The organism is Bradyrhizobium sp. S3.12.5 (genome assembly GCF_040548225.1).
Classification (GTDB): Bacteria; Pseudomonadota; Alphaproteobacteria; order Rhizobiales; family Xanthobacteraceae; genus Bradyrhizobium; species Bradyrhizobium cytisi.
The window spans coordinates 231608-249335 of the sequence record NZ_JBEPRF010000007.1 but is presented as its reverse complement, the minus strand read 5'-3'; the positions used below and the strand labels follow the sequence as shown (position 1 = coordinate 249335).

The 17728-nt window shown below is 63.9% G+C and carries 15 protein-coding genes; 7 read left to right on the top strand and 8 right to left on the bottom strand.

What is annotated here, in order from left to right:
- Positions 1–70: 70 nt before the first annotated feature.
- A complete protein-coding gene (locus tag ABIC09_RS12610) occupies positions 71–1528 on the top strand; it encodes a sensor histidine kinase (protein WP_354084573.1) in 1458 nt (485 codons plus the stop codon).
- 4 nt (positions 1529–1532) lie between these two features.
- On the opposite strand, the gene ABIC09_RS12605 is transcribed toward ABIC09_RS12610, so the two are convergent.
- A complete protein-coding gene (locus tag ABIC09_RS12605) occupies positions 1533–2261 on the bottom strand; it encodes a cytochrome c biogenesis CcdA family protein (protein WP_354109450.1) in 729 nt (242 codons plus the stop codon).
- A gap of 208 nt (positions 2262–2469) precedes the next feature.
- Positions 2470–2736 carry a hypothetical protein gene (locus ABIC09_RS12600; RefSeq protein ID WP_354109449.1) on the bottom strand — a complete coding sequence of 89 codons (267 nt, stop codon included), beginning with the start codon at positions 2734–2736 and terminating at the stop codon, positions 2470–2472.
- Positions 2737–3251: 515 nt separating this feature from the next.
- On the opposite strand from ABIC09_RS12600, the gene ABIC09_RS12595 reads away from it, so the two are divergent.
- From ABIC09_RS12595 to ABIC09_RS12575, 5 genes are all read left to right on the top strand, one after another.
- A complete protein-coding gene (locus ABIC09_RS12595; protein ID WP_148749002.1) occupies positions 3252–4301 on the top strand; it encodes a LysR family transcriptional regulator in 1050 nt (349 codons plus the stop codon).
- Between the two features lie 29 nt (positions 4302–4330).
- The gene (locus tag ABIC09_RS12590) at positions 4331–4702 is read left to right on the top strand and encodes a helix-turn-helix domain-containing protein (RefSeq protein ID WP_014497036.1); all 372 of its coding nucleotides are present in this window, start codon (positions 4331–4333) and stop codon (positions 4700–4702) included.
- 366 nt (positions 4703–5068) lie between these two features.
- A complete protein-coding gene (locus tag ABIC09_RS12585) occupies positions 5069–6415 on the top strand; it encodes a L,D-transpeptidase family protein (protein ID WP_354109448.1) in 1347 nt (448 codons plus the stop codon).
- 108 nt (positions 6416–6523) lie between these two features.
- A complete protein-coding gene (locus ABIC09_RS12580) occupies positions 6524–7339 on the top strand; it encodes an enoyl-CoA hydratase (RefSeq protein WP_354109447.1) in 816 nt (271 codons plus the stop codon).
- Positions 7340–7473: 134 nt separating this feature from the next.
- On the top strand, positions 7474–7761 hold the full coding sequence (locus ABIC09_RS12575) for a hypothetical protein (RefSeq protein WP_354109446.1): 288 nt from the start codon (positions 7474–7476) through the stop codon (positions 7759–7761).
- 246 nt (positions 7762–8007) lie between these two features.
- Here ABIC09_RS12575 and ABIC09_RS12570 read toward each other — a convergent pair whose 3' ends face one another.
- The 4 genes from ABIC09_RS12570 to ABIC09_RS12555 form a co-directional block, all read right to left on the bottom strand.
- Positions 8008–9522, bottom strand: a complete 1515-nt coding sequence (locus tag ABIC09_RS12570) for a DUF5939 domain-containing protein (protein ID WP_354109445.1) — start codon at positions 9520–9522, stop codon at positions 8008–8010.
- Between the two features lie 481 nt (positions 9523–10003).
- Positions 10004–11083 (bottom strand): isocitrate/isopropylmalate dehydrogenase family protein, encoded by a 1080-nt coding sequence (locus ABIC09_RS12565; RefSeq protein ID WP_354109444.1) that lies wholly within the window; start codon positions 11081–11083, stop codon positions 10004–10006.
- A 125-nt stretch (positions 11084–11208) separates the two neighbouring features.
- Positions 11209–12276 (bottom strand): alcohol dehydrogenase, encoded by a 1068-nt coding sequence (locus ABIC09_RS12560; RefSeq protein ID WP_148749010.1) that lies wholly within the window; start codon positions 12274–12276, stop codon positions 11209–11211.
- A gap of 74 nt (positions 12277–12350) precedes the next feature.
- Complete coding sequence (locus ABIC09_RS12555) at positions 12351–13547, bottom strand: CaiB/BaiF CoA transferase family protein (RefSeq protein WP_354109443.1); 1197 nt, start codon at positions 13545–13547, stop codon at positions 12351–12353.
- A 195-nt stretch (positions 13548–13742) separates the two neighbouring features.
- On the opposite strand from ABIC09_RS12555, the gene glgA reads away from it, so the two are divergent.
- On the top strand, positions 13743–15158 hold the full coding sequence (gene glgA, locus ABIC09_RS12550; protein WP_354109442.1) for a glycogen synthase GlgA: 1416 nt from the start codon (positions 13743–13745) through the stop codon (positions 15156–15158).
- Between the two features lie 172 nt (positions 15159–15330).
- Here glgA and ABIC09_RS12545 read toward each other — a convergent pair whose 3' ends face one another.
- Both ABIC09_RS12545 and ABIC09_RS12540 read right to left on the bottom strand, forming a co-directional pair.
- Positions 15331–16281, bottom strand: a complete 951-nt coding sequence (locus ABIC09_RS12545; RefSeq protein ID WP_354109441.1) for an oxygenase MpaB family protein — start codon at positions 16279–16281, stop codon at positions 15331–15333.
- An 84-nt stretch (positions 16282–16365) separates the two neighbouring features.
- Positions 16366–17505: a patatin-like phospholipase family protein gene (locus tag ABIC09_RS12540; protein WP_502917666.1), complete on the bottom strand. Its 1140-nt coding sequence runs from the start codon at positions 17503–17505 to the stop codon at positions 16366–16368.
- Between the last annotated feature and the right edge of the window lie 223 nt (positions 17506–17728).

Genomic DNA, 17728 nt, shown 5'->3' with positions numbered 1-17728 from the left:
TGGAACCGGGACGCCTGCGTTGTCAAAGCTCTCTTTGCCGGTCCGGCTCGCTCTCCTGGTGACGGGAACGATGTTGCCGTTGATCGTTTTCGCCGTCGGCCTCGCCTATTCCAACTATCGCCAGGACCGCAGCGACGCGACGCGCCGGGTGCTTGAGACGGTGCGAAGCATGCGCCTCGTGCTCGATTCCGAGGTACAGCGGATGACAGGCGGCCTGCAGGTGCTCGCGCTTAGCGAGTCCTTGCACAGGGGCGACTTCGACAGTTTCCGCCGCTCGGCAGTCGGGTTCATCAGCCAGTATGGCGAGGACAGCGTCCTGCTGCTGGCCGACAAGTCCGGACACCAGCTGTTCTCGACGCTGACGACCGACACGGCGAGCCTGCCGCCGCGCAACAATCGCGATATCGTCGAACGAGTCTTCGCGAGCAAGACGCCGCAATTTTCCGATCTGTTCACCGGCTCGTCCAAGAAGCGCCCGATCGTCACGGTCGAAGTCCCGGTGCTGCGTGACGGCGAAGTCGTCTACACGCTCTCCTTCAGCCCGCCGATCGACATCTTCCAGCACCTGGTCGAACGGCAGCGCCCCGACGAGCAGTGGACGGTATCGCTGCTCGACAGCAAGGGCGTCGTGTTCGCGCGCGCCCCCAATCCGAACGAGACCTTCGGCAAGCAGGCTTCGCCGTCGCTCTATGAGGCGATGTTCCGCGCACCCGAGGCGGTTCTGTCGAGCGTGTCGCTCGACGGCGTGGCCCTCGCCTCGGCCTATGCGCGATCGCGGCTGACCGGCTGGACCGTCGCCGCCGGCGTCACCGAGAGCTCGCTAATCGCGCCGCTCTGGCGCGACATCGCGATCACCAGCCTGATCGGCGGCGTGCTGCTGCTGGTCGGCCTCACCTTTGCGGTCAGGATGGCGACCACGATCGCGCGCGGCGACATGCTGCACAATCTGCTGATCGAGGAGCTCAACCACCGCGTCAAGAATACGCTGGCGCTGATGCAGGCCATCGCAGTGCAGACTTTTCGCAGCGCCAGCCGCGACGAGCGGACCAAATTCGAGGGGCGCCTCTGCGCGCTGGCCGAGGCGCACAATCTCCTCAGCCAGGAGAAGTGGGCGGGCTCGGAGCTGCGAGACGTGATCGCACGCGCGCTACAGCCGTTCCTGCTCGCCAATCCCGATCGCATCAGGATGGCCGGCCCCACCGTGCCACTGTCACCGCGGCTTGCCGTGGTGCTGTCGATGATCGTGCATGAAATCGCGACCAACGCCGCGAAATACGGCGCGCTGTCCAACGAGACCGGCCGGGTGACCCTGGACTGGGAGATCATGGAAGATGCGCCCAAGCCGCGGCTCCGGCTCATCTGGACCGAGACTGGCGGCCCGCCGGTGACCGCGCCGGTGCAGCGCGGCTTCGGCTCGCGCCTGATCGAGCGCAGCGCGCGCGACCAGCTCGGCGGCGAGGCAACGGTCGACTTCCTGCCGCGCGGCGTGGTCTGCACGGTCATCTGCGCGCTGGACGAGGAGCGGTGAACGCCTACCCGATCGTCTGCAGCGCCGGAAATGTCTCCAGCAGCCAGATGCTCACATTGGAGACGGCGCCGGTGAGGAAGCCGACGCCGGTGATGACCATCAACACGCCCATGGCGCGCTCGACATTGACGAGCTGGCCCTTCATGCGCGCGAACAGCTTTGAGAACTGCTCGATCATCAGCGCCGCGATCAGGAAGGGTATGCCGAGGCCCGCGGAATAGACCGCGAGCAGCCCCGCCCCCTTCGTCACCGTCGCCTCCGCCGCGGCGATCGAGAGGATCGCGGCGAGGATCGGGCCGATGCAGGGCGTCCAGCCGAAGGCGAAGGCGAGGCCCATCACATAGGCGCCCCAGAGACCGACGGGTCTTGGTGCAGTCAGGCGCCCCTCGCGCATCAACAGGCCGATCCGCGTCAGCCCGAGGAAGTGCAAGCCCATGATGATGATGACGATGCCGGCCAGGATCGACAGTTCCGCCGACCAGGCGCGGATCAGCCCGCCGACCAGCGAGGCGCTGGCACCGAGAGCCACGAACACCGTCGAGAATCCGAGCACGAACAGCAGCGCCGCCATCATGATCGCGCGCTTGGAGGTCGCCGGCTCGTCGCTTTCGACATGCTCGATCGTGGCGCCGGTGAGATAGATCAGATAGGGCGGAACCAGGGGCAGGACGCAAGGCGAGAGGAAGCTGACGAGGCCGGCAATCAGCGCCGCCGTAATCGAGACATTTTGCATGATGCAGTCGGAGCCATCCCGGGCCCTCGGGCAGCGCGCCGGGAATGGGCGCATGGCCGGAGCCAAACCGGCTCTGGTGTAGCCGATGCCGGGGAATGCGCAACAGAGGCGCGATCAAACCAAGGCTCCTCCCGATGCCGTCTGCGATCACAGATGCGGCATCGGGACGCGCACAAATCTCGCCAAAAAGCGAGATTCAGCGGCGCGGCTACTTCACCACGCGGAGCAGCGGACGCCGGGGCTGGTCCTGCGTCTGCTTGGAGGGGGGCAGCGGCTCGCTGGCAGCGCTCCGCAGCATTTCGTCGCACAGCGCCTTGAGGTCCGCACTGTCAATTCCTTTGAGCTTCATCCTGACATCGAGGATGACGATCGAGAGCAGCTCAGCCGACTCACAGCTGTTGCTCTCGTTGAGAACCTTGCGGCACTCCTCGAGCGTCTCGAGCACCGACTGCAACTGTTCGTCTGAATGCGACACGGCGTTCTTTCCGTTAGTTCGGGCTGCGAGACGTGCTTGAAACGATCCCCTTGGCCCCCAAAGCGAGCCAAGGATAGCATGAGGAATCCGCGCCCTCGAAGATGATTTCAATGTGTTTCTGCGTCGAAACCGCAGTTCCAGATGGCTTTGCAAAGCGGCGCAAGTCGGAATGGCGAGAGCTGAAACGCTTGAAGCTGAAACGCTTGGAGCTGAAACGCCTGGAGCTGAAACGCCTCGGCCCGCGCGATCGATCCATCCCGCGAGCGCGCGCGGCATTTCGCACGCCACCCTCAGGTCCAATTGGACCCGGCAATCCCGCAGCCATGGTAAGGCTCGCAACGGAACGCACGTGTACCCCTCTTCCGGGCAACAACTAGCCCGATTCCCAACCCCAAGCACACTAAAATACCACTTCGGGCGCGGTAAGTATGGCGTTTAAAACTCACCGTTCCCCAACCCGTCGTGGTTGTGGTTTGCGCTAGATTCTGCCAGTTTAGCGCCCCGAAGGGACTTGTATGCACTCCTTGGCGGAAAGGGGCGTTCCACTGGAGGAACGCCTAAAGACAAACATCAGCGGCCTCTCCGATTGGGATGCGGCCCGCATCTTCTTGGAAGTCGTTCGATGCGGCAGCTTCCGCTCGGCGGCCGAACGCTTGTCTCTGTCGATCAACGCTGTCCGCCGCCGGATCGATGATTTTGAGCGCCAGACCGGCACCACCCTGTTCACACGCGATGTCCACGGCACCCATCTCACCGATGAAGGCGCGCTGGTGGTCTCCGCTGTCGAGCGCATGGAGGCGGCGGCCTTCGACGTGTTGCGCACCAGCGATTCAACCGCCAACGCCCTCACCGGCGAGGTTCGCGTCGCCGTCACCGAGGGACTGGGCACCTTCTGGCTCGCCCCCCGGCTGGTGGAATTCCAGCAAGCCTATCCGAATATCCTGGTCGACCTGCATTGCGCGATGCGCTCGGCGGACGTTTCCCGCCACGAGGCCGACGTCGCCATCCATCTGTCGCGGCCATCGGCGCTCGACGTCAAGCTGGTGCGGCTCGGCCGCATGCATTTGATGTTCTGGGCTTCGGAAAAATACCTTGAGAAATATGGCACGCCGCACTCGGCGCTCGAATTGATCAAGCACCGCCTGGTGCTGCAATTCGCCGACCAGCTCGCCGCCAAGGAAACTTTCGAGAGCTTCTTCCCGGGCGTTCCGGAGCGTGACCTTCTGGTCATGAAGACCAACGTCTCAAGCGCCAATTACTGGGCTGTCGCGAATGGAGCCGGAATCGGCGTATTCCCGAGCTATGCCATTGCGCTTGGCGGGAAGTTGATTCCACTGGAGGTCGAGTTGAACCGACCGCTGGATATCTGGTTGTCCTACCACCCTGGTAGCGGCCGGATTCCCCGCGTGCGGCACATGATTGATTGGCTGATCGAAGCTTTCAATCCGGCTCGCTTCCCGTGGTTTAAGGAAGAGTTCGTGCATCCGCATGAATTCAAGGACTCGTATATGGGCGAACCCCTGACCCAGCTCTTCGGGGGATTTTCAACCGAAGAACAAAGGTGAAAACCAAAATGAAAGCAGCGGCGAAAAGGATGAAGCAGCGCAGTGCCGGCAAGCCGGACATCGAGCTTGGCAAGCGGATCCGTCTGCGGCGCGTCGAGATGAAGATCTCGCAGGCTGAGCTCGGCGAAAAGCTCGGCGTGAGCTTCCAGCAGGTCCAGAAATACGAGAAGGGCGTCAACCGCGTCGGCGCGGCTCGGCTTCAGCAGATCGCCACCGCCCTCGATGTGCCCGTGACCTTCTTCTATGACGGCGACAACAAGGCCCGCGAAGTCGAAAGCCTCCTGTTCCTGGACTCGGCTTTCAGCCTCCGCCTGCTGCGCGCCTACAGCAAGATCAAGGATCAGACGGTGCAGCGTCAGCTCGTCTCGCTGATGGAATCGATCGCGGCGAACGAAGCCTGATCGATCGACGGCCTGGCCTTCACGGCCAATGTTCAATCCGCCGCGTCGCGGGGGCGCGGCCGGATTGGGCGAGGCCCGATTGGCAGGATGAAGCCTGATTGGCAGGAGAAAGGCGTGCGCACCTTACGCGCGCGGCCTTCGATTTTTGGGGCGGCATGACCGCCCCTTTTTTTGGTATTCGTCGCAGTTTACGCGAACCCGTCCCAACCTTGTTGCGACCTACTCGAGAGCCTCCGCGTTGGACGCGCAGGGGCCTCGATGCGCTTAATGGGACCGCAACCCTGATGCCCTAGCTTCCCGCCGATTTCGCTGATCGGCGCACGCAGCACAGCGGCCGGGAATTGCCTCTTGGGGAAAACCAGACAGATGTCGAAACGCCATGCCGTGATCATTGCCATGGGCCTCATCGTCAGCGCCTCTGCGCTTGCGCAGACCGAGACCACGGGCCAGGCCGGGCCCAAGCCCGGCACCTCCGGCACCGTGCCGGCGGTCGCCAACCCGGCTCACGCCGCCGTCCCCAAAGCCGCCATTGCGGCACCGGCTTCGACCGCCGAGAGCCGCTCGGCCGCAGCGCTCGCGCTGACGCATGAGCCGACCTATGACGAAGGCACCGCCCAGCGCATCAAGGACGCGGCGCTGAGCTATTCCGATCTTGCGGTGCGCGGCGGCTGGCCGACGATCCCTACGGACGCCAGGTTCGCGCCCGGCGTGCAAGGCGCCAATGACGACCTTCTGCGCAAGCGGCTGATTCTCGCGGGCGACCTCGCTGCCGAGAAGGCGAGCGGCGCTTTCGACCAGGATCTCGCGGACGGTGTGAGGCGCTTCCAGGCCCGCCACGGTCTTGCGCCGACGGGCACGATGACGCCGCGCACGCTCGCGGCCATGAACGTCACAGTGCAAAAGCGCATCCGGCAACTGGAAGCGTCGCTCGAGCGGCTTGAGAACACCAACTTCAGCTTCGGCACGCGCTATGTCGTGGTCAACATCCCCGCCGCCTTCGCCGAGGCGGTCGAGAACGACGTCGTGGTGCGGCGCTATCGCGTCATCGTCGGCAAGACCGAAAAACCGTCGCCGACGCTGACGGCCCAGATCACCGGCGTGGTGCTGAACCCGACCTGGACGGTGCCCTCCTCGATCGCCAAGACCGAGATCTCCGCACATATGCGCAAGGACCCGACCTATCTGTCGCGCATGCACATGGAGGTGCTCGACGGCCACGACAATCCGATCGATCCGCATTCGGTCGACTGGTCGGGCACGCACACGCCGAATTTCACCGTGCGCCAGCAGAATGGCACCTTCAACGCGCTCGGCGCGGTGAAGATCGACATGCCGAACTCCTATTCGGTCTACATGCACGACACCAACCAGCGCAATCTGTTCAGCGACGACTACCGCTTCGATTCCCACGGCTGCTCCCGCGTCGACAATGTGCGCGATCTCGCCGCCTGGCTGCTCAAGGACCAGCCGAAATGGAGCCGCGCCGCGATCGATGCGGAAATCGCCACCGGTCAGCACCAGGAGGTCGCGATGGCCAGGAAGGTGCCGGTGGCCTGGATCTATCTCACCGCGTGGATGACCAGGGACCAGTCCATCCAGTTCCGCAGCGACGTCTATAGCCAGGACGAGCAGTTGCTGGAGGCAACCGCCGAAGAAGCCGCGTTCTTCAGCAATGCCGGCAATCATCCGCTGACCGCGCATATGGCGCAGTAGACATGCAATCGCGGCACGGGCGGATGCAAATCCCCTCGCCCTGCCGCGGTTGACCTGGGCCTCGGCCCGGTCGCACATTGCGCCTCGTCAACGACAAGCGAGCGCGCGATGCCCGATCTCTCCCATGAAGCTCCCAACGCCGACGGCAAGATCATCACGGAGGTCGCCGACGGCGTCGGTGTGATCACCTTCAACAATCCCGACAAGCGCAACGCGATGTCGCTGGAGATGTGGGAGGGATTTGGCGAAGCGCTGACAGCGTTGCGCGACGACGATTCAGTCCGCGTCGTGATCATGCGCGGCGCCGGCGGCAAGGCGTTCGTCTCCGGCGCCGACATCAGCCAGTTCGAGAAAAACCGCCATAATGCGGCGGCCTCCGAGGAGTACGGCAAGCGCAGCGCCGCCCAGCGCGCGCTGCTCGCCGACTACCCGAAGCCGACCATTGCCTGCATCCAGGGTTTTTGCCTCGGCGGCGGCATGCAGGTCGCGATGCTGGCCGACATCCGCATCGCCGCGCACGACAGCCAGTTCGGCATTCCCGCGGCGAAGCTCGGCATCGCCTATGGCTTTGACGGCCTGCGGCACCTGGTGTCGCTCGTCGGCCCGTCCTGGGCGCGGCTGCTGATGTACACGGGCATGCGCATCGATTCCACCGAAGCCTTGCGCATCGGCCTCGTCGAGCGCGTGATCCCCGACGACCAGCTCTGGGGCGAGACCATGGCGATTGCCGCGACGATCTCGCAGAACGCGCCGCTTGCGATCAAGGCCGCCAAGATCACCATCGCGGAGGTGCTGAAGGACGAAAGCGCACGCGACATGACCGCAATCAAGGCGATCGGCACGGCCTGCATGGACAGCGCCGATTTTCGCGAAGGCCGGCAGGCCTTCATGGACAAGCGCAAGCCGCAGTTCCAGGGGAAGTGACTCTGAGGCAGATAAGCTGAGGCGAGCGAAGCTGAACCTTCATTCACCAAGATTAAATTCCTCGCCGCCTTGCGCTGCGATAGCAACCAATTGATCTGGTGCAAGTTCTCCCGCCACCAATGAGGGAGATCGCGATGACACTCAAACTTTCTGTTCTTGGTCTGGCTGCCCTGGGCAGCGCCGCGCTGGCGTCGGGACAAGCGCTCGCGGCGATGCCGAACGGCATACCGCAGGCCGATCAAATCGCAGGCGGTCCGGCCGCGCAGGTCGATCAGGTGCGGATGGTCTGCAACGCCTGGGGCCGCTGCTGGTGGCGTCCGAACTATTACGGCGCCTACGGCTACTATGGCGGCCCGCGACGCTTCTACGGTTACGGCCCGCGTCCATGGGGCTGGGGCCATCGCCACTGGCACCGCTGGTAAATGACGAAGGGGCCGTGAGGCCCCTTTTTCCTGGAAGGCCCGCGGGCGGTCAATCGCTCAAAACCTCAATCAGGCAAAAGCGCTGCTGGTCGGAGTGGAGCGGACACTGTCATCAGTTCGGCCGTTATCGGCGGCCTTTTGACCCAGTGTGCAGACTCGATATTGCCCTCGCCTCTTTTTGCTTCTGCCGAGCGGCGCTGCTCCATGGCTGAAATGTGCGAACGACGCTGGCGGCATCAGCGGGGCTCACCTCCGTGTCGGAGAAACTCCAATCCGATGAATTTCCATCTTCTGGCCGACGCCCTTCAAGTTCTCGTAGTCGCGCGATGCCGGGCGTCCTTCGACGATGTCACTGACGCCGGGGGCTTCCATGACAGCTTCGGTCAGGCACACCTCGTTGACGGCGGCAAGCCCTTGCACGCGTGCAGCAATATTCACGTCCTGCCCGAAGTAATCAATCCGGTCGTTTAGCCGTACGGCAACCGCCCTGCCTCTGTGCACACCGACCTTGAGGCCTAGCGGCCGTGAAGCGGTTTGGTTGAAGTGCAACAGTTCTTCGATCATCTCGATGGAGGCACGGACAGCATCCTGTGGGCGCTCAAATCCGGCCATGACCGCATCGCCGATCGTCTTGATGATGGTGCCAGATCGTTCTCGAATGATCTTGTTCAAGATGTCGAAGTGCTGACGAACGAGAAAATAGGCATTCACGTCGCCAACGCTTTCATACAGCGGAGTCGAATCTTTCAGATCCGTGAACAGGTAAGTCATGTCGGAGACGGCGAGGCTCTCGCGCTCGTCCACCAACTGCGTCTTGTAGAGTTCGCCGAAGCACGGGGTGAGCAGTAACCGCTTGCCAGACAGAAAGGGCTCGTATTCGACCAGATGAGGCACGAACTGGGGAGGATACTGGAGGAACCAGAAGCGGCCGCGCTCGCTCGTGCGGTTCTCAATCACGACGGTATGCTTGCCTGGGCTGACGTCGGTCGTCCGTCGAAAGGCAAAGAGTCCATCGCCCAGGACCATTTCTCTCGGCCCGATCGATCGGTCCGGAACCACGAACCGACCCGAGTCGAGTTGAATTTGCGTCCCTTGGGGTCCCGCCACCTCACCGTTGGCGAAGAAGACCAGGAGCAGCTTATGGCTGAGGTCAAGCACCTCGAAACGGCCGGCCGTCACGTCAAACTCGAAGCTTCTGCATTGCTCAGCTTCAATGTCGGCAAATCCGCGTGAGAGCGCCGCGACGAGTTGTTCGTGCGTCATTCCAAGTGGAGGCCTGAAATCTCCGGAGAAATTGTAGCGCAGATAGTAGTCCTGCACGGACAGCTTCTCAGGATGGCGGAACACGATGTCGCGGACGGCATCCGAGACTGTAAAGGCAACCTGGATATAGTCATCCAACGCCACATCGTTGAGTGCGTTGCAGAACTCGCACTGGAAGCGTGGATGAATCTGGTCCAGCTCACGAAAACTGCCTGCGACCTGTGGGCAATAGGCGCAGATGAGTAGCCACTGCATCTCGAACAGGCCGACCTTGGCGGCGTGCACAAACAGGTCGATTCCATCGGCCTCACTCAACCCGTTGACAGTCGCGTACTTGATCGGGTTGACCCGAAAGAGATCATAGTCGTCGCCGGTGTGAATAAAGCGCTCGAGGTCCTGGAGCACAGACGGCGGCCAGTTCGCAGCGGACTCAAGCTCGCTCAAGCGCTGCGTCAGCACGCTTTCGTTTATAGACGCAGGGTTCAATCCTCTCGACATGCCAGCTCCGATCGTAGTTGCCGGCCTTCGCGGCCGTTGATCAAAAGCCACCCCTTACTGAATGTACCTGATTGAGGCCAAGAGGTCCGGATATTTTGGCAAGTTGGTCTGGTGCAGCGCCGATAAACCGTCTTCGAAGCCTTCAACACCATTGGCGTTCACGGCGAGCCGATCAAAGATGCGCCGGAGCGGTGTCTTTGGTAGGTAAATACCCTTTTCACAAAATACGGAAAACCTTGGCTGCCAATACGCCCATGCAGCCGGACATCGGCTTATGCCCCATCGCGTTCGAGATCGACGCGTCTTGACGACCTTGATGACAAATTCGAGCAATTCGTCTGCGAGCACGGGACCGTCGCCGAAAACAACGGTAAGAGTTCGACTCGCGGAGAGTCCCTCTCACCCGAATTCGCGCTTCGCTCGAAATTCGACCTCTCCCCGCAAGCGGGCGAGGTGAAAGCGCCCCGCGGTCCGATTACTCCTACAGCGCCGCGAGCACCGCCCTGGTAATATCCGCCGTGCCGTTGCTGCCGCCAAACTCGATCGGCTTGAGGCCGGCGGCATAGACCTGATCCACCGCGCTCTCGATCTGCTCGCCGGCTTCCGCCGCGCTCTCGACGCCGTGCTTGTCGGCGAGCCAGTCCAGCATCATCGCCGCAGACAGGATCATGCCGGTGGGATTGGCCTTGCCCTGCCCCATGATGTCGGGCGCGGTGCCGTGACACGGCTGGAACACGGCGTATTTGTCGCCGATGTCGGCCGACGGTGCCATGCCGAGGCCGCCGATCAGGCTCGCGGTGATGTCGGAGACGATGTCGCCGAACATGTTCTCCATCACCATCACGTCGAAATCCCAGGGACGCTTGACCAGCATGGCCGAGCAGGCGTCGACATAGAGGCGATCGGTTTTCACCTCGGGGTGCTTCTTCGCGATCTCGTCGAAAATGCCGCGGAAGAACGCAAAGGCCTTGAACACGTTCGCCTTGTCGACGCAGGCGAGCGCACCCGGCTTGCCGCGCGCCTTGCGCCGCTCGGCGAGGCGAAACGAGAAATCGAACAGGCGTTCTGAGGTCCTGCGCGTGATCACCATGGTCTCGCGCGCATCTTCATGGGTGACCACGCCCTTGCCCATCGAGGCGAACAGGCCTTCAGTGGACTCGCGGATCACGACGAGATCGATGCCGCGCTTGTCAGCGCCGACGATCGGGCTCTGCACGCCCGGAATGAGCCGCGCCGGGCGCACGCCCGCGTAGAGATCGAAGATGAAGCGCAGCTCGATCTGCGGCGCGATCTCGGTATTGTCGGGGTAGCGCACCGACGGCAGGCCGCAGGCACCGAGCAGGATCGCATCCGCTTCCTCGCACAATTTGATGGTGGAATCCGGCATCGACTTGCCGGTCGCGAGATAATTGTTGGCGCCCGCGGGCGCCTCGGTGAAGCGGAAGCGCAAGTCCGACTTCGCCTCGATCTTGCGCAGCACCTCAAGCGCGGGCGCCATGACTTCGGGACCGATGCCGTCACCGGCGAGCACGGCAATGTGGAAGGCGTTGTTTGCGGACATGGGTGATTCCTGGGCGAAGAAAAGAAAGGCCCGTCATTGCGAGCGAAGCGAAGCAATCCAGACTGTGTCCGCGGAGGGATTTCTGGATTGCTTCGCTCCGCTCGCAATGACGGAGGAGAGAGCCGCTACGGCGTCAGCACCGTGCGCCCGACCACGGCGCCCTGCTGCAACTGCACCAGCGCGTCGTTGGCCTTGTTGAGCGGCGCCTTCGTCACCGGGATCGGCGCTACGTTCTTGGCGCGGACGAGATCGAGCAGCTCCTGCGTCTCGCGCAGGTTTCCGACATAGCTGCCCTGGATCGTCACCGCCTTGATCGGGATCAGCGGCAGGGCCCAGGTCGCGCCACCGCCGAACAGGCCGACGATAACGAGCTTGCCGCCCTTGGTCAGGCAGTCGAAGCCGAGCTGCGTCGTTGCGGCATTGCCGACGAGGTCGATCACGGCGCGGATCGGGCCGCCCGCCTTCTTCGCCAGCTGCTCCAGCGCATCCGGCGCCTTGGGATCGATGGTGGCAAGCGCGCCGGCCTTTTCCGCCGCCTCGCGCTTCCTGGCATCGATATCGACCATGATCGCGCCCTTGCCGCCCATCGCCTTCAAGAGCGACAGTGCCATCAGGCCGAGACCGCCGGCGCCGAACATCACGATCGGCGTGTCAAAGTGCTGCTCGACCTTCTTCAGCGCGCTGTAGGTGGTGACGCCCGAGCAGGCATAGGGTGCGGCCGACGCGGGATCGAGCCCGTTCAGGTTGAGCAGATAGCGCGGATGCGGCACCAGCATGTGATCGGAATAGCCGCCGTCGCAATAGACGCCGAGCGAGCGCGGCGTCAGGCACATGTTCTCGTCACCGCCGAGGCAGGTGGCGCATTTGCCGCAGCCGATCCAGGGATAGACCAGGCCGACATCGCCATGCTTGAGGCCGCCCTGGTCGGTCGGCTTCACGTCGGGCCCGAACGCCAGCACTTCGCCGACCGTCTCGTGGCCCATGGTCAGCGGCAGATTGATGCCGCGATCCTTCAGTGACAGCGGCTTGCGGCCATGGCCGAGATCATAGCCGCCTTCCCAGATATGGAGATCGCTGTGGCAGACGCCGGCGGCCTTGACCTTGATCAGCACCTGCGTGCCTGACGGTTGCGGCGTGGCCTCGTCGAACTCCTGCAGCGGCGCCTTGAAATCAGCGACCTTGAAACTCTTCATGGCGTCCTCCCGGCATATTTCTTCGTCGCGCCACCATGGCACGGGCGGCGGGACGAGACAAACCTGGCCCTTCGTCAGCCTTGCACGGTCGTTTTGCCGGACGGAATTGGCGCGTCGTCGCCGAGGCCGAATTCGTCGCACAGCGCATCCGTGTGCTCGCCGAGCACAGCGATCGTCTTGCCCGGCGTCGTGTCAGCGCCCGTCATCCGGAACGGCAGATTGAGCACCTGGAACGCGCCGCCTCCGTCCTCCACCGACGAGAGCGCCTGCCGGTGCGCGAGCTGCGGATCGGCCAGAGCTTCCTTGATGGTGCGATAGGCCGAGGCCGGCACGCCGGCAGCGCTTAAAGCCACAAGGCATGCATCGGTCGTGAGCCGCTTCGACCAGGCCTCGACGCCGTCCATCATGTCGGCCCAGTTCTCGCGCCGCGGAGCATAGGAGGAGAAGCGCGGATCGGAGATCCATTCGGGCCGCCCGATCACACCCATCAGGCACTGAAACGTCTTCTCGCTGGCGACCGTGATCATGACATAGCCGTTGGCGGTCTCGGTCGGGCCGAACATCGGACGCGGCGGCGGCTTCACCGCGAATTGCGAGCTCTGCAATTCGATCACCGTCAAGGTCAGCATCGATTCCAGCATGGAGACGTCGATGTGCTGGCCGAGCCCGGTCACGGTGCGCTGATAGAGCGCGGACGCAATCGCGCCAAAGCCATAGGTACCGGTGACGACATCGGCATGGTAGATGCCGCAATAGTCCGGACGGTTGCGGCCCGGCTGGTAGGCGAGATGCGCCATGTCATAGCCGGAGGCGGCATGGATCACCGGCGCGTAGGCCGGCAGCTCGGCCGAGGGACCGGTCTGGCCATAGCCCGAGATCGAGCAATAGATCAGCCTGGGGTTGACCGGGCGGAGGCTGTCATAGTCGAGCCGCAGCCGGCGCATCACGCCCGGGCGAAAATTCTCGACCAGGATGTCAGCGGCGGCGACCAGCCGGCGGACCGCCTCCCTGCCGTCCTCGGACTTGAGGTCGAGCACCACGCTCTTCTTGCCGACATTGAGCTGGCCGAACACGGTGCTGCAGCCTTTACGCAGCGGCGGCCGCGTCCGCATCGTCTCGCCGCCCTCGGTTTCGATCTTGATAACCTCGGCGCCCATGTCGGCCAGCATCCGCGCGCAATGCGGGCCGGCAATCGTGGTCGAAAAATCCAGGACCCGCAGACCCGCGAAGGCCTTTGTCGTCGTGTCTTCGTGCTTATCTGCTAGCTGCATGCCGGCCACGTCTCCTTGCCGCCCCTTAGGAACTATCGATGTTCTCTCTTGTTGCTGCGCCGACCCTAGAGGGCGGCGGCTGAGTAGGAAAGTCTTTACCGAACCGATGCGTCTCGTGGGGGGCTTGAGCGTTTCCGGGACAACTGGACCCGATCTTGCATAGCAGCAATCGGGATCGGAAGAGGGCAATCGTTCTTGAGGGTCTTATTCGTCACCACGGAGATGGACGACTTCGTCCGCGTCGGCGGACTTGGTGCTGTTTCCGCTGCCCTCCCTCGAGCGCTCCGCCCCTTCGCCGATATCCGGATCATGCTGCCCGGCTATCGCGACATCATCGAGCAACTCACGCATATTCAGGTCGTTGGCCGCTGCCCGGCATTTGCGGAGATGCCGGCCTGCTCGCTCGGCCGGGCCGCCACCAAGGACGGCCTGCCGGTTTATGTGCTGTTGTGCTCACAACTCTACGACCGTCCCGGCAATCCCTATGGCGACGAGTCCGGGCGCGACTGGCCGGACAACGACATTCGCTTCGCGCGGCTCGCCTCGGCGGCCGCTGAGCTTGCCATGGGCAAGCTGGACAAGAATTGGGCAGCAGATCTGGTCCATGCCAATGACTGGCAGGCCTCGCTCGTGCCGGCCTACCTCGCCTGGCGCGGCGCCAAGCTGCCGTCGATCCTGACCATCCACAACCTCGCCTATCAGGGTCTCTTCCCGAAGGACTCGCTGCGGCGGATCGGCGTCCCCGAAAGCTCCTTCCACATCGACGGCGTCGAGTTCTACGACCAGCTCTCCTTCCTCAAGGCTGGCCTCGTCTATGCTTCGCATCTCACCACCGTCAGCGGCACCTATGCGCGCGAGATCACGACGGAGGAATTCGGCTGCGGCCTCGAAGGACTGCTGCGCGTCCGCTCCGAAGCGTCCGAGCTCACCGGCATCCTCAACGGCATCGACGAGAGCTGGGACCCGCGCTCCTGCGCCCAGCTCGCGCAGCAATTCGGCGCCGGCGACTGGGTCGGCAAGAAGGCCAACGCGGACTACGTACGCAAGCAGTTCGGCCTCGCGGTCTCGCGCGGGCCGATGTTTGCGATCGTCGCGCGGCTCGTGCACCAGAAAGGCATCGACCTCGTGCTATCGGCCGCCGACGAGATCGTCGATGCCGGCGGGCAGATCGTGGTCACCGGCTCCGGCGAGCCCTCGCTCGAGCAGGCGCTGATCGATGCCCATCGCCGCCGTCCCGACGCCATCGGCGTCACCATCGGCTTCAACGACGCCCAGGCGCGGCGCATCTTTGCCGGCAGCGATTTTACGCTGATGCCGTCGCGCTTCGAGCCGTGCGGGCTTAGCCAGATGTATGCCCAGCGTTTTGGCTCGCTGCCGATCGGTCACCAGACCGGCGGCCTCGCCGAAACCATCACAGACGGCGAGACCGGCTTTTTGTTCTCAAGACCCTCGCACGAGTCCTTCCTCGGCGGCGTCCGCCGCGCCTTCGAGGCGTTCATGGCCCAGGACCAGCTCGACACCATGCGCCGCAGCGCGATGGGCCGGTCGTTCTCCTGGAGCATCTCGGCCGGAAGTTACAGCGCGCTGTATCGGAAGCTCGCGGCGGCGTGAGGCTGAGGCGTTTCACCCCCGTCTCGTGCCCCGGACGCAGCGCAGCGTCTCTTCGACGGTGCGCTGCCGAGCCGGGGCCCATGTCGCGCCGGAGTTCGCGGCCCCTGGGTCCCGGCTCTGCGCCGCAATGCTCCCGCATTGCAGCTTGTCCGCGACACGAGATGCTAGCACCTCACCCCTTCCCGCGCACGTCCATCTGCGGCCGGCCGATCCAGGCGCGGTTGAGGCAGCGGGTCATCCAGTCGAGCTGCGGCTCGCCGCGCAGCCGGGCCTGCGCTTCCTGATAGGGACCGACATAGCGCAGCCTGTCCGGCAATTTCGGATAGACCCGCTTGATCCATCGCAGCGCGTTGTCGGCGGATTTGGCGTGCTGCTCATCAAGCTCAAACCCGAAGCCTGCGCGCAGACGCTCCGGCAGCAGGCTTGCCGTGAGTGCGCGATACCATCGCGGCGGCCGCAGCCACGGGCGCGCGCCGCCAAAGATCTGCGCGGCGATCTCGCGCGCGGCCGGGCTTACGGTCAGCGTGTCCGACTGCGTCATCGCTGCGGCGTAGGCTGCGAAGCCGGACCAGTCGGCCGGCAGATCATCGCCCGTCAGCCCGAACAGCGCGCCAAAGGTCCGGCTCTCGGTCCAGTAGCGCTCGCGCTCCTCCACCGAGAGCGGCGGCAGGACCAGATCGTGCGCCATCAGCGCGGTCTCGACCAGCGTGGCGTGAACCCAGCGCAGCGACGGGATGTCGTTGGCGCAATAGCGCGAACCCACAGCGAAGGGACCGACGGTCTCGGGCATCTGGCCGACGATCATGCTGTGGCGCCGATGCAGTTGCCGGGATGACAGCATGGCGCGGTCGAGCGAGCCGAACACCATGGCGAACACGATGTCGAAGGTGCGGTGGAAGCGCCCGATCGGATCGGCTAGGGTGTTGGAATGCTCTGCGATGGCGGCCGCGACCCAGGGATGCGCGAGTTGAAGCAGCAGCGCACGGCCGGCGCCGAGAAAGATGACCGCCTCCCGATCGATCCGCCAGGTCACCGTGTCAGTACCGAACACGCCGGACACCGGTCCCGGCGCATTGGCGCGGACCTGATCGAGAGCCAATTCCAGATCGTTCCCGGTCACCACTTGCAGGGTCTTTCGATTGCGGACGAAAGCCGACGATCCGCAAGGCCTGTGGCAATTCGATGAAGCCAACGGCCGCTTATGGCGCTATTCCGCGGCCAGCGGCATCTCGTCGATATGCTCGTGCAGCACCACGCCCGACAGCGGATCGAATTCGCCGGTCCACGGCGCGCGCATCAGCACCGACCTTGTATGCGCGTAACCGGCGTCCCAGCGCCGCATGATGCCGGACGGGCTGAAGTCGATGTCCTTGGTGTGGGTCTCGCGATCGAGCTGCGGTGCCAGCAACCGCACCACATGCATGCGCGTCGAGCAGCCATAGCCGATCAGATCCCTCACCGCTGGATCATCGCGCTCGCTCGCGGGCAATCGGGCCGCAAGCTGGTTGATGACGTGGCGCAGCCGATGGGCCTGCTGCTGGCGCTCGATCTGGCTCGCGATCCGGCTGGAATATTGCACGTCCTTGTGGCGGGTCAGCACCTCCCCCATCGTGGTTGGCTCGGCGCCGGCGGGATTCCACAGATGCACGGAGAAGATCAGCGAGTCCCTGCGAGGATTGTCGTCGAATACGGCCTCCGTCGGCGAGTTCGAGAGAATGCCGCCGTCCCAATAAAGCTCGCCGTCGATACGCACCGCCGGGAAGGCCGGCGGCAGCGCGCCCGAGGCCATGACGTGCTTCACCGTCAGCTCACCGTCGCGGCTGTCGAAATAGCGCATCCGGCTAGTGCCTACGTGGGCCGCCCCGACCGTGAGACGCGGCGCGCCGCGATTGGCGAGGCCGAAATCGACAAGCTCGCGCAGCGTGGTCTCCAGCGGCGCAGTCGTATAATAGCCGGCGCGATCGGCGCCGAGCGGATAGGACTCGCCGGCATGCGCAAGTGGATTGGGCCGGAAGAAGCCGGGAATGCCGCGGGTGACAGTCGACCAATAGGCCAGCTTGTCGTCGAAGCCGGGAACGCCGGTGCGCAGAGGAGTCTGCTCCATCCGTTTCCAGAACTCCTTCAGGCGCGCGAGCCTGTTTTCCGGCGCGTTGCCTGCGATCAGGCTCGCATTGATAGCCCCGATCGAGGTGCCGATGACCCAGTCCGGCTCGATGCCCGCCTCGTGCAAGGCCTGGTACACGCCCGCCTGATAGGAGCCGAGCGCACCGCCGCCTTGCAGCACCAGCACGATTTGTCCCGGCAGGTCCCTGCACCTGCCCGCCTCGGCGTTGCCCTGCATGCTCATCACGCTCCTGCTTCAGAGAGCCTGTCTCTATCTTCGCAAATCCTCCGGCATTGTTACGCCCGGCGACCGTCGGCCGTCCAGCGACGATCGTCCGGGAGGGAGCCGCATATGACCGCAGGGCGCACAGAGCGTTGACGCTTCGCAAGCTTTGCTGCGCAACAGTCAGCGCTTGCACAATCTTCACGCCTGATTTTGTCTTCCCCACTTGTGGCCGGCTGATCTG

Bases quoted from the DNA above. Each gene is read 5' to 3' on its own strand.
- ABIC09_RS12610 (WP_354084573.1), top strand. From the start codon at position 71: ATGTTGCCGTTGATCGTTTTCGCCGTCGGCCTCGCCTATTCCAACTAT.
- ABIC09_RS12605 (WP_354109450.1), bottom strand. From the start codon at position 2,261: ATGCAAAATGTCTCGATTACGGCGGCGCTGATTGCCGGCCTCGTCAGC.
- ABIC09_RS12595 (WP_148749002.1), top strand. From the start codon at position 3,252: ATGCACTCCTTGGCGGAAAGGGGCGTTCCACTGGAGGAACGCCTAAAG.
- ABIC09_RS12590 (WP_014497036.1), top strand. From the start codon at position 4,331: ATGAAGCAGCGCAGTGCCGGCAAGCCGGACATCGAGCTTGGCAAGCGG.
- ABIC09_RS12585 (WP_354109448.1), top strand. From the start codon at position 5,069: ATGTCGAAACGCCATGCCGTGATCATTGCCATGGGCCTCATCGTCAGC.
- ABIC09_RS12580 (WP_354109447.1), top strand. From the start codon at position 6,524: ATGCCCGATCTCTCCCATGAAGCTCCCAACGCCGACGGCAAGATCATC.
- ABIC09_RS12575 (WP_354109446.1), top strand. From the start codon at position 7,474: ATGACACTCAAACTTTCTGTTCTTGGTCTGGCTGCCCTGGGCAGCGCC.
- ABIC09_RS12570 (WP_354109445.1), bottom strand. From the start codon at position 9,522: ATGTCGAGAGGATTGAACCCTGCGTCTATAAACGAAAGCGTGCTGACG.
- ABIC09_RS12565 (WP_354109444.1), bottom strand. From the start codon at position 11,083: ATGTCCGCAAACAACGCCTTCCACATTGCCGTGCTCGCCGGTGACGGC.
- ABIC09_RS12560 (WP_148749010.1), bottom strand. From the start codon at position 12,276: ATGAAGAGTTTCAAGGTCGCTGATTTCAAGGCGCCGCTGCAGGAGTTC.
- ABIC09_RS12555 (WP_354109443.1), bottom strand. From the start codon at position 13,547: ATGCAGCTAGCAGATAAGCACGAAGACACGACGACAAAGGCCTTCGCG.
- ABIC09_RS12540 (WP_502917666.1), bottom strand. From the start codon at position 17,505: ATGAGCATGCAGGGCAACGCCGAGGCGGGCAGGTGCAGGGACCTGCCG.